The organism is Bartonella sp. HY406, from assembly GCF_025449315.1.
Lineage (GTDB): Bacteria > Pseudomonadota > Alphaproteobacteria > Rhizobiales > Rhizobiaceae > HY038.
The window spans coordinates 1,679,067-1,693,497 of record NZ_CP104893.1; the positions used below are offsets into that span (position 1 = coordinate 1,679,067).

The following is a 14,431-nucleotide window of genomic DNA, read 5'->3' on the forward strand; positions in this document are numbered from 1 at the left end:
TCAAAAAGATAAAATACTCGCCCCCAAGTGCCAATTGCTCTTATCAAATATGCTTCTTGTCACTTATGACAGCAATGCTGTCCTATTAATGACAGAAAAATTAGAACTCTTCAAGTACTTAATGAAAACTATTTATGCAAATTGGGTAATTTTATTGCTTAAAAGGCGGGCATTTATTGCAAAAAAAATCATCATATTTTCGAAGACCGTCTATTATTTATGCGATTAGCGCGCATTTTTGACGGCACGGTGCAAATTTCGCTCACATTTTGATTGTTTAATGATGAGTTTTTAGAAAAGTTGCACAAATTATAAGCAGTACAAATTTTAGTCATTGCAGTAATTTTTTTATGCAACATGTGGAAAAAAGCATCTTTTGATCAAAAAATTAGCATAAATCAATTGAAAATCGGCTTATGTGCTTAAAAATTTGATTGTTTGTTGCAAATATAATTATTGAACACTGCAAACGCAAAAGCAGATTGATTAGAATTCTGATTGCGCACAAACAACAACAATAATGCCGTAGCCATGCACCTATAATATCTTTTTAAAAACGGTTTTATTTTCTTTTCAAAAATGCTTTGATATCGTCCAAAAACTGCTCAAAACTTAAACCAAGATCATATTTTGTTGTAAATATGATATTTTCCTCATTAATCACGTCGTCAATACAATTTTGGTCAATACTCCATCCCTGCATTTGCAAAGTATAACCATAATACAAATTATTACCCTTATTAAAAAATCCGGCGACGTATTCGTCAAAAAGCTGAAAGACAAAAAAATTGTCTGAATGGCTATCAATCTTATTTAACCAATAGTTCAAAAGCATGTCAAACCGATCGGCAAGCGGAATATAATGCTTACATTTTTCTTCATAATCAAAAAATATATCAAAAAAATAGCTATCTGCAATAATTTTAATCGGCTTATCGAGTAATATTTCGACACTTATATCATCGTGATAATTCTTAAGTGGATCAACATCGAATTTAAACAACTTGCCACTCCTTTTCTCATAAAAGACGATTACAAAACCATTGATTACAAATTACGTGTTTGAAAAGCGCGTTTCAAGCAGATCAACTTCACGAATAAATTTATCAACTGCTTCTTCAGATAATTGATGGCGGCGGCCATAATTATAATAGACCTCACGTTCTGCTTTCAATGCAACAAGGCGTAATTTTCGCTCAATTTCAGCAGCATGCAAATTAGCATTCACTTGTTCATCGGTTGCGGAAAGTTCTGCCAAGCGGTCACGATACCCCTCCATCACTCGCGATCCAGCAAGCGTATAAAGATCGGCATCATTGCGCCCTTCACTCATGCTATGAACGGCTTGTTCAACCGCTTTAATGGCTGCTTCTGCCGCACTAGAGCGCGCCTTTTCTTCTTCTTTTTGATGGGATGGCTCAGGTGGCAATTCGATATTATTCAATAAATAAGGCAAGCTGATACTTGCAACAATTAAAGATAATAAAATAACGCCGGCTGCTAGAAAAATGGCTAGTTCACGACCGGGAAATGGGGAATTATCTGGCACGAACAAAGGAAATGTTAAAACACCCGCAAGGGTAACCGTTCCACGAACACCCGCAAGAGATGTTGCAGTAATCAAACGCCAACCCGGTGCATAAGGCTTTAATCCCTTTTTATGGGCGCGCGCCAAGGTAAATTTTAGGGAAATCCAAACCCAGATAAAACGTAAAATCGCCAAAGTTGCGTTAATTGCCACTACATAGAAAAGCAACCAAAGCGGATTTTCATGCCCAGCTTGCTCAACAACAGAATGAGCACTGGCAATAATTTGTGGCAGTTGCTCGCCAAGCAATACAAAAATAATACCATTTGCGGTAAACTGGACAGTATTCCAAACCGCGTTTCGTTGTATGCGAATAGCTGCAAGGTTTTTCAACTTATCTTCGGTAAAACTCATTGAAATACCAGCAGCAACGGCGGACAAAATACCCGATGTATGGGCCTCTTCTGCCAATAAATACGCTGCAAAGGGAATAAGCAAGCTAACCAACACATTGGAACCTGCTTCATCGCCAAATTTTCGTGTCCAAAAACTTGTTAGTTTTGTAATAATAAAGGTGGTTGCAACACCAATTACTAAGCCACCAACAGCCGTCCATAAAAAAGTTGATATAACAACCGTAATTGAAAAAAGGCCATACATTGCTGCGTCTAGCGCAAAGCGCATGCTAACAAGACCTGATGCATCATTTAAAAGCGATTCACCTTCCAAAATATGCATGAGACGTTTTGGCACTGCTACACGTTTTGCAATGGCTGAAACAGCTACTGGATCGGTTGGGGAAATAACCGCCGCCAATGCAAAGCTTACCGCCAATGGCATTGTTGGAATAAGCCAATAGATAAAAAAGCCCGCGCCAATAACAGTTGCAACCACCAAGCCAAGTGCCAAGGCTAAAATTGTCCATTTATCACGCTGCAAACCTTCCTTGGGAATGCGCCAACCATCAAGAAACAATAAAGGCGGTAGAAACAAAAACATGAACAATTCAGGTCTTAACTTAACGCCAAGATCTGCAACGCTGGCGATAAAAAAACCAACAGCAATTTGAATAAGTGGGATGGGAATCGGAATGGGGGAAGCGCGCGAAATACCACTGCTTAACACGACCGCAACAAGAAGAATAAGAACAATAAAGACAGATTCCACAACTAAACCCCAATATGCAACACTTTAATCCAGCCTAAAGACTCAAATTTAAAAAAGCTATAAATCATCTAATAAATAGAGACAAATGTGATTTAGCAAAAACTTGAATCATTCTTGTGTCAGCAATAGGGCTATAATCATCTATATTTTATGACTACTCAATCACAGTTTCTTGAATACCAGCTGAGTATTTCTAAATGTGAATGACACTGAATAGTTTAGTATTTCAAAAAATTTCTTCTTCTCTTTCTTCCCATCCTTCAGCTAGCGGTACACAATAGTTTTCTTCATTATCATACCAATCAAGTTCATAATTGCTGGCAATAACTTGGTCTTTGATTTGATCAAATACAATAATATATGGAACGTTAATTGATATATTTACATCATCTAAACGGCATAAAAATTTATTTGCTAAATAGGTATCTCCATATCCAAATAATGCCATATAATAACTAAAATATTGTTCTACATCATCCTTTAAAACATTTTTTCCATAAACATATAAAACATCGCGGAAGTCTTGCTTAATTGAAATTTCAGGTACCGATTTATCAAAATCATTTTGACTAAGAAATAGCGTTCTTTTTATATTATCTTTATCCAAAATTACGAAATAATTAGAATATGGAACTGCACCAGGTATAATATCAGTGCATAAATCTTGAACCTTTTTTATAATTTCCTCGAGAGGATTTTTCGTTAAAATTAATAAATCTTTAGTCATTAATTTTGCCTCTTTTAATTTACCAAGCGGAGCAAAAATTATTAATATTTTATGACTACTCAATCAAAGATTTGTTAAATATAAATAATTTACAAGAAAAAACAGTAAATGGGTTTAATCTATGAAGCAACCGACAAAAAACAGTTTATCATTGTAATGTTGACTTATCTACTAATTGGGCCATTTTTTGGGGCGCTACCTTATTTTGTTGTTTTCTTCATATTCGGCATTATAAAAAGCGAAACACTTTATTCGTTGATTAATCCCGATTTTTATATTGATTTTATTAAGCCTCTAATAATAATTATAATTTACGCTTATCTATTAGGCTTGCCTGCGGCAATGCTGCAAAGCTTATACAGTTGTTGGCACCTAAAACACCATACTGCACCCAAAAATCCAACAAAATTCCTATTAGTCGTTATAAGCTCATTCATCATCTCAATGAGCATTATTACATATTTTACGTATAGCGAGACGACAATAGCAATGCTTTTATTACGCAGCATTTTAATGACTTTCCCGTATACGTTATCATCTTTGCTAGCTATTTACCTATGCAATAAAACCATAGGGTGCATAATAAGAAAAAAGCCTAGCAATTAGTTAATCATTTGAGTTGCAAACGCGCTTCTTGTTGGACACGGCCAACCATAGAGCGCAATCCATTTGAGCGTTGCGGCGTTAAATTTTCATCCAAGCCCAATTTTTTCAATAATGCTTCAGCATCGATTTCTAAAATTTCTGAAGCCTTATGGCCGGAATATAACGCCAATAAAATATAAACAAGGCCACGCACAATATGCGCATCGGAATCGCCGATAAAATACATGACTGGATCATTTTCACCGTCAACCTTATAGTCTAGCCAAACTTGGCTAACACAACCAGGAACCTTATGAACATCATCACGCGATGTTTCTGGATAGGGTGATAATTCATGACCAAGTTCAATGACATAACGATAACGATCCTCCCAATCTGTTAGGAATGAAAAGTTTTCAATAATTTCATCAATTGTCTCGGTCATTTTCACTTCTTTCGCTTTTTACGCGCTTACTGTTATGCTTGCTCACAAGCTATCATCTTACTAACACTTCGCGGCGCTTATTCATATTACGCAGCCGGTGCATCATATATATGCAAATCAAAAAATTAAACAATCTTTTAGCTCTATGATATGATCATTATGCTCATTACCAAAAACGCTTAAACCATAATGGCAATCCTAACAAAGACATAAATACAGCCATTTCATTTGAAACTACAAACCATCAACACATAAATATTGCTTATTGTTGATTATGTTATTCAAATAGGCTAAAAACCTATCTAGAAATAAAAGAAAATGTTGCCGTATCTCTAAAAAATTATTTTTAATAAAATCAAGCTTAATATCTTGAAAAGCAGGTAAATAATTTTCGCTTAATTGTTTAGAAAAACAATCATTAGATTGCCACATGGATTTTAATATCACCATATCATCAACAATATCGGCAACCTCGTCTCCATTAAATAGCGTTTGCCCAACGGGACCATAATTTTTATATTTTTCATATTTGAAAAAACAATTTTCTATAAAGCCAAAAGCAATACAATTTATTGCAATACCATTTTCAAGAACAAGCTTGTCTGTTAAATAATCAGAACGTACTTTGCCATATGAGCAGGGAAAAATCCAATATCGATCTCCCTGCCTGCCAGCAACTATATTACAAAAATCAAATAATTTCTTAAAATCCATAAATTAAACCTTCCCTAAATAGAATAATTTTATCAACAGAATTAATATCTATATTAAATAAAAAAAGAGAGAGATTTGCATATGTATTATTATATTGACTATGCGCAACGTAGCTGTAAATTTGCCAATCTCACTTTAGCAAGCCTTATTATTAGATATAGAAAATTTACATCAATTAAGCAGAAAAATACTGTCCCTAGAATACAAAAATTAATAAAGCTTGTTCCATCATACCGCAGCTAACAATAGCCCTATTTTCGGCAACAAGTTATATTTTATAAGGGAGGAAATTGGGTGCAAACCCATTTTGATTTTAATATGTCAAATAAGCAAGCCACGCTGATTATTGATGCGAAACAAATAGTTGATTCACCATTTAACGGTATTTACCCCTTAAACTCTCATTTTATTTTTTTTATATATTACATTAATATAGCAATGGCAGGAACTTACCTTATCAAAGGCTTTGAAATTAATAAAAATCATGAAGAAGTTGAAAATTATGATATATGGTTTAAGTGCGTTGAGGAAATTAATGGCACGCCAACTCTCAATGGAATTGACTATATTAAAGTTCAAAAATTTGAAGAACATATTATAGTAAAGCTCGCCAATAAGGATACTAGCCTAACCATAAAATGTCTATCAGCTTCTATTTATAAAAGCTTTCAGAGTGTAACTAGTTTTTATCCATATTTAGATCCCGTCCCAATGCCTGCATATCAAGACTATCCTGAATATTTGCAAAAAAGACTTATTGAAATAAATGAGACTATTGCGCGCTGCGAAACATTTAAAAATAATGATCCTTTAAATATTTATGAAATATCAACCCTAGCGCGTGAAGAAATTTTAGAAAAATTAGATTTCCATAAAAAATTGAAGAAATATAAAACACGATATGATCGGTATATTATAAAAGAATAATTTTAATTTTGATTATATCGTTATAAAAATATAGTCGAAAAACACGCTACAAAAGAAAAAGATATGAAATATAATTTAAGCAATATTGACAGCGACGAGTTAGACGAGATTATATTTAAAGGCGCGATCTTAAATGGCTTAAAATGTCCGGAAGATGACTTAAGCTATTCGATGGATGACGCACAAACCATCTTCTTAATGATGATTGTAAGAACATCTTATTTGTTTCCCAAAGATCTATTGGCATATATTGATGTTATAATAAAATATCACTTAGGCGAAATAAGCGATGAGGTAAGAATAGAAAAACGTAAACAACTTGATAGGTCTTTTAACCTCAATCAAATGCCAGAGCCTCTTTATATGCGTTATATGGCTATATATCAGCAATTTTTTACAACAAAAGAAACAATTCAAAGCGGACTTACAGATCAATACGTACATGTAGATGACTACCTCGATTACTTCAAAGAAATAGAAGATAATATCTGCCTTGATTTAAATGAAATTTGCTTTTCATATTATAATGACAAGAAAAATAAGGCCAATACATTTCAAAAACTTAAGCCATTGATATCGACATGATATTTAATCAACAAGAGAAGATATATGACAAAGGATATCCAGATATTTAAAACGGCTTTACGGCAATCGACCCAAGATTTCCTTGCTATTAATGACCTCCCTCCTCAACACATAAGCGACAAATTTCGATCATTCGATGATGACGATACTCAGGAAAACGCCGAAAAATCGACGACTTATAGTGCTGGCAATATTTTAGGGAGAAATCCACTTGGTTATGTCATTCATTTACTGGATTTAGGCATTGTATCACTGCCCACAGCTCCCCATTGCGCGATAACTATTGCAGATAATCAGATCGTCGAGCTAATGGCACAATTTTCTTTATTGGGCTTAAGCTTTGATGACGTTAAGATCCTAGCCCAAACTATCAATAATTCGTTTCATGACGCTGGCTATGTTTTTAAAACAGGTCAAACGGATATGACACAAGCGAGCTTTTTAATTGATGGACCTACTGTTACCCTTACCTATGGCGAATGGCAGATAAAAGGTAAAGAAGACCAACTTCGCTATCGATTGCAAATTAGTGAATGCAATCGCTTCAACAGCCCACAAAAATACGTCCCAGTTTTTAGAGCAACAGTCGTAACGGAAAAAATGCGCAAGACCATTGAAATGCGAAAAGCCTACCTTTCAATGAAATAAATTGAGATCTACACCGCGTACAAAAATGGAAATTTCTATAAGAGCAGAAATCTAACGAATAGCCAAAAGGCTGCGCAAGATGACTATTGGGAAGCTTTTGATTATTTAAAAAACAATCTGATGGTTTTGATTTTAGCACGCCACATTATTTAACAAATCCATCATATGGAATAATATTAGTAGCTCATAGATCTTGGAAAAAAGAATTAAAAATCAAATTAGCCAAGTTATTCATTTCATTTGTTCACTGCGACTATTTTTTATAAGGCAATTTATAAAAATTATGAGCCCCAAACTACTTTCCTATATCATATTTGAACACGTAAAAGAAAACCCAATAGATTTAGACCTTTTACAGTATTACTTTAGAGCCGCTATCTATGAAAAATTTGGGCATGGCGGCAATTTATTAGGATATTTAAAAGCAATGATAAAACTGCTACTATTTTAAATAACCTATACAGAGTGAAGGTTAAACATCCTTTGAATATCAAAACGGATCAAGGAAATTTTAATGACGAAGATTTTATTTGATATAAAACCATTGGAACCAATAACAACACAGGACAAGGTCATATTTTCTAACCAATATATTAATCAAGAATTATATAAAACAAAAGGTGAGGAAGTCGCAGCAATTTATGACATATGCCGATATTTAGAACGTCAAAAAAAGTGCTTATTTTACTCGCCTTTTGAAAACGATGAATTCTATTATCCAGGGACAGCTTTAGACTTTTTTGTTCTTGATAGTTATGATGAAATTAATAAGATTATTTCAAAGGAAAATTTTTCTTACAATTTAGAATTAGCTGAAACGGATGAAAATTGTCGTTTTAATTTTAGCTATAATGGCGATAAAGTAACTGTATTGAAAACGGAATTATTTGAGCCTGATAAATTTTTATATTCTGTTGATTACACCTATGAAGAATTTTATCATATGATGAAAAAAATTTATAATTATTTATATGGTGTTGCAGAGGTTTTATTGCCTACAATCTATTTTGATATGGTTGTAAATGCCAATTTTTTAAGAAAATTGCCATAAAATTGTTTTTAATATCGCTTATTCAAGCATTTATTGTTTTATCGCAAAACATTTGAAACACAAAAGGGAGCATTACGCCTCCTTTCATTAATTATTAAAAATCATATCAATTTAAATGCCAGCGCCTTCTTCAAAGTCATTTTGCCCTGTTTTAGTATGATCATCAATAACCAGTCGTAAAAATGGGCGAAATAGAAAATCAACGGCAAAAATTGCGCAAGCAGCCAATGCTGGTGCACCAAAAGCCAAAGGAATAGCTGCAAGCACCAGCGAAGCAATTGCACGCAGCAAAATAATTGCAGGTGCTTTACTGAGTGGCGCATTTAGCCAAATTTGTGCTAGATGATATAAGGTAGGTGTACCTGTCGCCTTTTCAGTTTCATCATTTGAAAACTTATAATCAAAGCAATTGCGCACAACGCCAAGGGCGACAGTTTCATTGCTTATCGCATCTATCAAAATGAAAGATCCAAGCCCCCTATTATCATTATAAGGCGTTGCCACCACTGGCTTTTCAACCGTGATATAAATATGGCCAATTTCGTTCATTTGCAGCGATTGGCTAGGGCTACCCTTATAGCTATAAATATCAAATTTTTGCTCAATAGTGTCTGCGGTTGCTGGTGTTATATTGCTGGCAAGTTTTAAAATCAACCGCCGACCATTTTCCAATGGTGTTTCACTCATCCATAGGATTTCACCCTTAAGCGTTTTAGACGGGCGGATGGGATCATCTTGGCGCACCAATACGTCACCGCGCGAACTGTCAATCTCGTCTTCAAGCGTAACAGTTATTGCATCGCCATTTATGGCTTGGGTTACATAGCCTGATGGAGCGATAATTTCCTTAACGCGGCTTTTACGACCACTTGGCAAGGACTTTACCTCATCACCGACATTTAAAACACCGCTGCTTAACGTGCCGCAAAACCCACGAAAATCAAGATTGGGGCGATTAACCCATTGAATGGGCAAACGCGGCGGCTCATCAAAATTAATATTTGATGTCGATGGCGTGATATCTTCCAAATAATCAAGCAGCGTTGGCCCTTGATACCAGCTGAGCTTATCATCCTTTTGGGTGACATTAACGCCAAGTTTGGCACTCATTGGAATAAAGATAATATCTTGAAAATTCAAACTTGGCAGCAATGCCCGATAGTCTTTTTCTATGCGTTGAAATGTTTCTTCATCATAATCAACGAGATCCATTTTATTAACCGCAACAATAACCGAGCGGATGCCAACCATTGAGGTTATAAAGGAATGGCGTTTGGTTTGTGGCAATATGCCTTTTCGCGCATCCACCAAAATAATAGCAAGATCCGCACTTGATGCGCCCGTTGCCATGTTACGGGTATATTCTTCATGGCCGGGTGTATCAGCAATAATGAAGGAACGCTTGGGCGTTGAAAAATAGCGATAAGCTACATCAATAGTAATGCCCTGCTCGCGCTCGGCAGCAAGACCATCAACCAAAAGTGCAAAATCTAACACATCGTCCTTATTGCCAAATTTGCGCGAGTCTTGCTCCAATGTTTCAAGCTGGTCATCAAAAATGGCGCCAGCATCGTGTAAAATCCGCCCAATCAAGGTGGATTTCCCATCATCGACCGAACCGCAGGTAATAAAGCGCAATAGCGAGCGTTGTTGCGGCATTTGCTCTGGCAAAGAAACATCAAGCGATGACTTTAAAACCTCATCAGATGGTGAAACTTCATCAGAAGGTGAATGATCTATTTTCAAAGCAGCCGACATCAAAAATACCCCTCTTGCTTTTTTTGTTCCATGGAAGCATTGCCATCCTTATCAATCGCGCGGCCTTGCCGTTCTGATGTGCGAGATAGGCGCATTTCTTCGCGAATATCATCTAGATTTGCAGCAGTTGATTGTATGGCACCCGTTAATGGATAGCAGCCAAGGGTGCGAAAGCGCACCGATAATTGCTCAATCTTTTCACCAGCGTGTAAAACCATGCGTTCATCATCACGCATGATAAGCATGCCATCACGCTGCACAATAGGACGAGGTTTGGCAAAATAAAGCGGCACTACCGGTATATTTTCCAAAGCAATATAATCCCAAATATCTTTTTCAGTCCAATTCGATAGTGGAAATACCCGGAAACTTTCACCACTATTTTTGCGCGTATTAAATAATGACCAAGGCTCTGGCCGTTGTTTTTTTGGATCCCAGCGGTGTTCGCTTGAGCGCAGCGAGAAAACCCGTTCCTTTGCTCTGCTCTTTTCCTCATCTCGCCTTGCACCACCAAAGGCGGCATCAAATTTATACTTGTCCAATGCCTGCTTTAAGCCTGCTGTTTTCATTACATCGGTATGGATGCGTGAACCTGAATCAAAAGGATTAATTCCTGCCTTGATGCCTTCTTCATTTTTGTGAACGATAAGGTTTAAACCAAGACGCTTTACCGTTTCATCGCGAAACTCGATCATCTCCCGAAATTTCCACCCTGTATCCACATGCAGCAATGGAAATGGCGGAATACCAGGGTAAAAGGCTTTCATCGCAAGATGAAGCATAACCGCAGAGTCCTTACCAATGGAATAGAGCATTACCGGATTATCAGCTGTTGCTGCAACTTCACGGATGATATAAATGGCTTCCGATTCAAGGCGTTGCAAATGACTTTGAGAAGCATGGTTTTTATTTGGGGTTTGCGGCTTGCCGCTTTGTTCTAAATACATTGTCAAACTTTCTCAAAAGCTGCTTGGGCTTGATTGGTCTTTTTTGCGGACAAGGAATGGCTATTTTGCACATGTAAGCCACATTCGCGGGCAGTTTCAGTTTCCCACCACCAACGGCCGGCACGCTCCTCCTCTCCAGCGCGTATGGCGCGGGTACATGGCGCGCAGCCAATAGATAAAAAGCCTTCCTTGTGTAGGATATTAATCGGAATGTCATTTTGCTGGGCAATCATTACAAGCTCGTTGCGGCTCATGTCATAAAGCGGATTTGCTTTAATAAGATTGTAACCACTATCAAAGGATACAAATGCCAAATCATGACGTGCAGCAGATTGGTCACCTCGCAAACCGGTCACCCAAAGTTGCTGCCCGATTAATGCGCGGCCTAAAGGCTCGATTTTTCGGGTAAAGCAGCACTGTTTGCGCATATCAGGCGAAAAATAAAAACCATTAATGCCCTGATCATCAATTAATGCTTCTAGCCCCTCACTTTGGGGGTACTTTGCTTTAATTCTAATACCGTATTTTTCTTCTGTTTCCTGCCAAAGACTATAGGTTTGAGGAAACAAGCGCCCCGTATCCAAGGTAACAATACTTATAGCAAGGCGGTTTTGTGCAATAAAATGAGTAAGAACTTGATCCTCAAGGCCAAAACTGGTGGTAAAAACACAGCCCTTAGGAAAAGATTTAGTTACGGCTTCAAGGCGTTCAAGCACGGTTAAACGCGCGAATTTGCCATTAAGTTCACCTGCAATATTGGTTAAATATTCCGTCATGTCCAACCCCGCAATCAAAATAGCAAAATGCACTTCTTCGCCGATTACAGGAATTTAAACTTATTCTAGTTATTTTGCGCCGATAGGGTTTTTAAAAAATGCCACACAACCGAAACAAATTTTTACATTCATTGCATTTGAGATAAATTTTATCTGCATGCAACGATAGCCGCAAATTTTGGCTCATTTTGCGGAAAAGCATGGCTAGCGATTAAGGCAATAACAGGCATTATACCCAATATTTACCAGTAACAGATAATAAAAGACTGGAAATAGACTATTGGAATTGGCAAAACCATTTTCAATCTTTGTCTATTTCCAGCCTTAATTGACTTTTAAACTAACTTTATTTCATCACCACTCTTAATAGAGCGACGGGCGATCATAATAGCCCCTATCATCATCACGGTAAACTGGCCGTTGGTTTTGTGGCCTTGGCCGTGGTGGGTTATAATTTGGGCGGTTATATTGCGGCCGCGCATTTGGATTATAAACTGGCCTATCATAACCCTGACCATTTGGTCCTTGATTATTTGGTCTTGTGTCTAAGGGATAACCATGGCTATCTTGCGGTGGCATAGGACGCGGTGGATGCGGTCTATCATATTGAGGCGGCATTGGACGCTGCGGATAAGAATTATCATATTGAGGACGATCATATTGTGGAGGCATAGGGCGCGGTGGATGCGGCCTATCATATTGCGGCTCAGATGGCCCTGGCACAACAATCGGCCGGTCATTTTGCGGCGGCATAGGGCGCTGTGGACGGTTGCCACCTGGTGGTGGTGCAGGCTGCACAGGGCGCACTGGATATTGATTTTGTGCAGGTGGTGTTGGTGCTACTGGCGGCGCTGGTGGCAATGGAGCAACAGCTGTTGGTGGATCAGTATAAATTGTCATTTTTGCATAACTAACCGATGGCATTATTAATGCCGTTCCAAGCAATGTCAAAAAAAGTGCCGAAATCTTATTCATAAAAGTAACCTCATATCATTGCTTAAAAGATAGCCCATTAATCTGAACTGTTGCTGAACAGCTTACCGCTGCAATATTTACATAGTAATCAACAAAGCGCAAAACTAAGGCCAGCATAGGCCCTATCAATTCAACAATTATTAATGACCGTTTAAACCGATTGAACATAAAATATCACTAAACGACCCAATGCTAGTTTTGCTCAAGCCGAAGCGTCAGCACCGAAAATCCTACAATTATAAGCCCAAAAACAAAATATTCGGTAATATATTGTAATAATTTTGAATTTAACTTGACAGCCCTTGCTGTTGGCATGCTATGAAATAAAAATAATTAGTTATGCGGTTCGCAATAAAAGGTAAAAACAATGGCAGAACGGGCGCAACATCTTCAAGATTTATTTTTGAATGCCGTAAGAAAGCAAAAAATTTCATTGACAATTTTCTTGGTAAATGGCGTCAAGCTTACCGGTATTGTCACTTCCTTTGATAATTTCTGCGTATTATTGCGCAGAGATGGTCATTCGCAATTGGTTTATAAGCATGCTATTTCAACAATCATGCCAAGCCAACCAGTGCAAATGTTTGAAAATGAAGAAGATTAATTCTTCGACATGCAATATTTTTTGATAAAATGCCGGCTATACAGCTGGCATTTTTGTTTAAAGGCATTAAATCTAATAAGCCAATAAAAACAGTACCTAACCAGATTATAAAATTGTAATGTCACACAAAAATTCCAATTTAATTTAAATTATTTGCCCCTATTGCAGAACAATAGTGGAACATATATGATATGTTCACTATTTGTGCCAATGATTCGACTTATGGGGCTATTATGTTAACGCGCAAACAACGTGAATTGTTGATGTTCATCCATGAAAAACTGGAAGAAACAGGAATACCACCATCATTTGATGAAATGAAAGATGCACTGGAACTAGCATCTAAGTCAGGTATTCATCGGCTTATCACCGCTTTGGAGGAGCGTGGTTTTATCCGCCGCCTACCAAACCGCGCCCGCGCAATGGAAATTATTAAACTTCCTGACATGCCCCACCGCCCCTCCTACAATCAGGGAATCATGGCGGAAGATAGTAATATGGCTTCGCCCAGTTCGCTTGCAAAATCTAAATTTCCTGGCGCTAGTAGTGAAACAATTGCGGCTAATCGCCCTGTCGCTGCCAATAGCAATGTTGACATCCCAGTTATGGGACGAATTGCAGCCGGTGTACCCATATCGGCAATTCAGCACCAAACAAGCAGCATTACTATGCCAATTGATATGATTGGCAAGGGTGAGCATTATGCTCTTGAGGTTAAGGGCGATTCGATGATTGAAGCTGGCATTCATGATGGCGATACGGTGATTATCCGTAAGGCTGACGTGGCACTAACTGGCGAAATTGTGGTTGCCTTGGTTGATGATGAAGAAGCAACCTTAAAGCGCTATAAGCCTAAGGGAAGCTTTGTTGAACTTGAAGCCGCGAACCCCGCTTATGAAAATCGTATTTTTCCTGCTAATAGGGTCAATATTCAAGGAAAGCTCGTGGGGCTATTTCGCAGTTACTAAAGCGAACGCCTTCATTTTTCTTTTAA

Annotated in this window: 15 protein-coding genes; 6 read left to right on the forward strand and 9 right to left on the reverse strand. The window is 37.4% G+C overall.

What is annotated here, in order from left to right; all coding sequences use genetic code 11:
* Nucleotides 1–562: 562 nt before the first annotated feature.
* From N6B01_RS07085 to N6B01_RS07105, 5 genes are all read right to left on the reverse strand, one after another.
* Nucleotides 563–1,003 carry a hypothetical protein gene (locus N6B01_RS07085; RefSeq protein ID WP_262078082.1) on the reverse strand — a complete coding sequence of 147 codons (441 nt, stop codon included), beginning with the start codon at nt 1,001–1,003 and terminating at the stop codon, nt 563–565.
* Nucleotides 1,004–1,054: 51 nt separating this feature from the next.
* Nucleotides 1,055–2,695, reverse strand: coding sequence for a Na+/H+ antiporter (locus N6B01_RS07090; RefSeq protein WP_262078083.1), 1,641 nt, complete (start codon nt 2,693–2,695; stop codon nt 1,055–1,057).
* A gap of 226 nt (nt 2,696–2,921) precedes the next feature.
* Nucleotides 2,922–3,422: a hypothetical protein gene (locus N6B01_RS07095; protein ID WP_182419555.1), complete on the reverse strand. Its 501-nt coding sequence runs from the start codon at nt 3,420–3,422 to the stop codon at nt 2,922–2,924.
* Nucleotides 3,423–4,032: 610 nt separating this feature from the next.
* Nucleotides 4,033–4,452 (reverse strand): SufE family protein, encoded by a 420-nt coding sequence (locus tag N6B01_RS07100; RefSeq protein ID WP_182419556.1) that lies wholly within the window; start codon nt 4,450–4,452, stop codon nt 4,033–4,035.
* A gap of 234 nt (nt 4,453–4,686) precedes the next feature.
* Nucleotides 4,687–5,166, reverse strand: coding sequence for a hypothetical protein (locus N6B01_RS07105; protein WP_262078084.1), 480 nt, complete (start codon nt 5,164–5,166; stop codon nt 4,687–4,689).
* 294 nt (nt 5,167–5,460) lie between these two features.
* Here N6B01_RS07105 and N6B01_RS07110 point away from each other — a divergent pair, with 294 nt between their 5' ends.
* From N6B01_RS07110 to N6B01_RS07125, 4 genes are all read left to right on the forward strand, one after another.
* Nucleotides 5,461–6,093: a hypothetical protein gene (locus N6B01_RS07110; RefSeq protein WP_262078085.1), complete on the forward strand. Its 633-nt coding sequence runs from the start codon at nt 5,461–5,463 to the stop codon at nt 6,091–6,093.
* A gap of 63 nt (nt 6,094–6,156) precedes the next feature.
* The gene (locus N6B01_RS07115; RefSeq protein ID WP_262078086.1) at nt 6,157–6,678 is read left to right on the forward strand and encodes a hypothetical protein; all 522 of its coding nucleotides are present in this window, start codon (nt 6,157–6,159) and stop codon (nt 6,676–6,678) included.
* A gap of 24 nt (nt 6,679–6,702) precedes the next feature.
* A complete protein-coding gene (locus N6B01_RS07120) occupies nt 6,703–7,326 on the forward strand; it encodes a hypothetical protein (protein WP_262078087.1) in 624 nt (207 codons plus the stop codon).
* 514 nt (nt 7,327–7,840) lie between these two features.
* Nucleotides 7,841–8,377 (forward strand): hypothetical protein, encoded by a 537-nt coding sequence (locus N6B01_RS07125; protein ID WP_262078088.1) that lies wholly within the window; start codon nt 7,841–7,843, stop codon nt 8,375–8,377.
* A 111-nt stretch (nt 8,378–8,488) separates the two neighbouring features.
* Here the strand turns inward: N6B01_RS07125 and cysN are convergent, their stop codons facing one another.
* From cysN to N6B01_RS07145, 4 genes are all read right to left on the reverse strand, one after another.
* Nucleotides 8,489–10,135, reverse strand: coding sequence for a sulfate adenylyltransferase subunit CysN (gene cysN, locus N6B01_RS07130; protein WP_262078089.1), 1,647 nt, complete (start codon nt 10,133–10,135; stop codon nt 8,489–8,491).
* Nucleotides 10,135–11,082 (reverse strand): sulfate adenylyltransferase subunit CysD, encoded by a 948-nt coding sequence (gene cysD / locus N6B01_RS07135; protein ID WP_262078090.1) that lies wholly within the window; start codon nt 11,080–11,082, stop codon nt 10,135–10,137. The genes cysN and cysD overlap by 1 nt, the downstream gene beginning before the upstream one ends.
* A 2-nt stretch (nt 11,083–11,084) precedes the next feature.
* Nucleotides 11,085–11,858: a phosphoadenylyl-sulfate reductase gene (locus tag N6B01_RS07140; RefSeq protein ID WP_262078091.1), complete on the reverse strand. Its 774-nt coding sequence runs from the start codon at nt 11,856–11,858 to the stop codon at nt 11,085–11,087.
* A 363-nt stretch (nt 11,859–12,221) separates the two neighbouring features.
* Nucleotides 12,222–12,833 carry a hypothetical protein gene (locus N6B01_RS07145; protein WP_262078092.1) on the reverse strand — a complete coding sequence of 204 codons (612 nt, stop codon included), beginning with the start codon at nt 12,831–12,833 and terminating at the stop codon, nt 12,222–12,224.
* Between the two features lie 367 nt (nt 12,834–13,200).
* Here N6B01_RS07145 and hfq point away from each other — a divergent pair, with 367 nt between their 5' ends.
* Together hfq and lexA are read left to right on the forward strand one after the other, a co-directional pair.
* Nucleotides 13,201–13,437: an RNA chaperone Hfq gene (hfq, locus tag N6B01_RS07150; RefSeq protein WP_182417023.1), complete on the forward strand. Its 237-nt coding sequence runs from the start codon at nt 13,201–13,203 to the stop codon at nt 13,435–13,437.
* A gap of 263 nt (nt 13,438–13,700) precedes the next feature.
* Nucleotides 13,701–14,405 (forward strand): transcriptional repressor LexA, encoded by a 705-nt coding sequence (gene lexA, locus N6B01_RS07155; RefSeq protein WP_410007258.1) that lies wholly within the window; start codon nt 13,701–13,703, stop codon nt 14,403–14,405.
* Nucleotides 14,406–14,431 lie beyond the last annotated feature (26 nt).

Coding starts and splice junctions, on each gene's coding strand:
- N6B01_RS07095 (WP_182419555.1), bottom strand. CDS start 3,422: ATGACTAAAGATTTATTAATTTTAACGAAAAATCCTCTCGAGGAAATT.
- N6B01_RS07100 (WP_182419556.1), bottom strand. CDS start 4,452: ATGACCGAGACAATTGATGAAATTATTGAAAACTTTTCATTCCTAACA.
- N6B01_RS07105 (WP_262078084.1), bottom strand. CDS start 5,166: ATGGATTTTAAGAAATTATTTGATTTTTGTAATATAGTTGCTGGCAGG.
- N6B01_RS07115 (WP_262078086.1), top strand. CDS start 6,157: ATGAAATATAATTTAAGCAATATTGACAGCGACGAGTTAGACGAGATT.
- N6B01_RS07120 (WP_262078087.1), top strand. CDS start 6,703: ATGACAAAGGATATCCAGATATTTAAAACGGCTTTACGGCAATCGACC.
- N6B01_RS07125 (WP_262078088.1), top strand. CDS start 7,841: ATGACGAAGATTTTATTTGATATAAAACCATTGGAACCAATAACAACA.
- cysN (WP_262078089.1), bottom strand. CDS start 10,135: ATGTCGGCTGCTTTGAAAATAGATCATTCACCTTCTGATGAAGTTTCA.
- cysD (WP_262078090.1), bottom strand. CDS start 11,082: ATGTATTTAGAACAAAGCGGCAAGCCGCAAACCCCAAATAAAAACCAT.
- N6B01_RS07140 (WP_262078091.1), bottom strand. CDS start 11,858: ATGACGGAATATTTAACCAATATTGCAGGTGAACTTAATGGCAAATTC.
- N6B01_RS07145 (WP_262078092.1), bottom strand. CDS start 12,833: ATGAATAAGATTTCGGCACTTTTTTTGACATTGCTTGGAACGGCATTA.
- hfq (WP_182417023.1), top strand. CDS start 13,201: ATGGCAGAACGGGCGCAACATCTTCAAGATTTATTTTTGAATGCCGTA.
- lexA (WP_410007258.1), top strand. CDS start 13,701: ATGTTCATCCATGAAAAACTGGAAGAAACAGGAATACCACCATCATTT.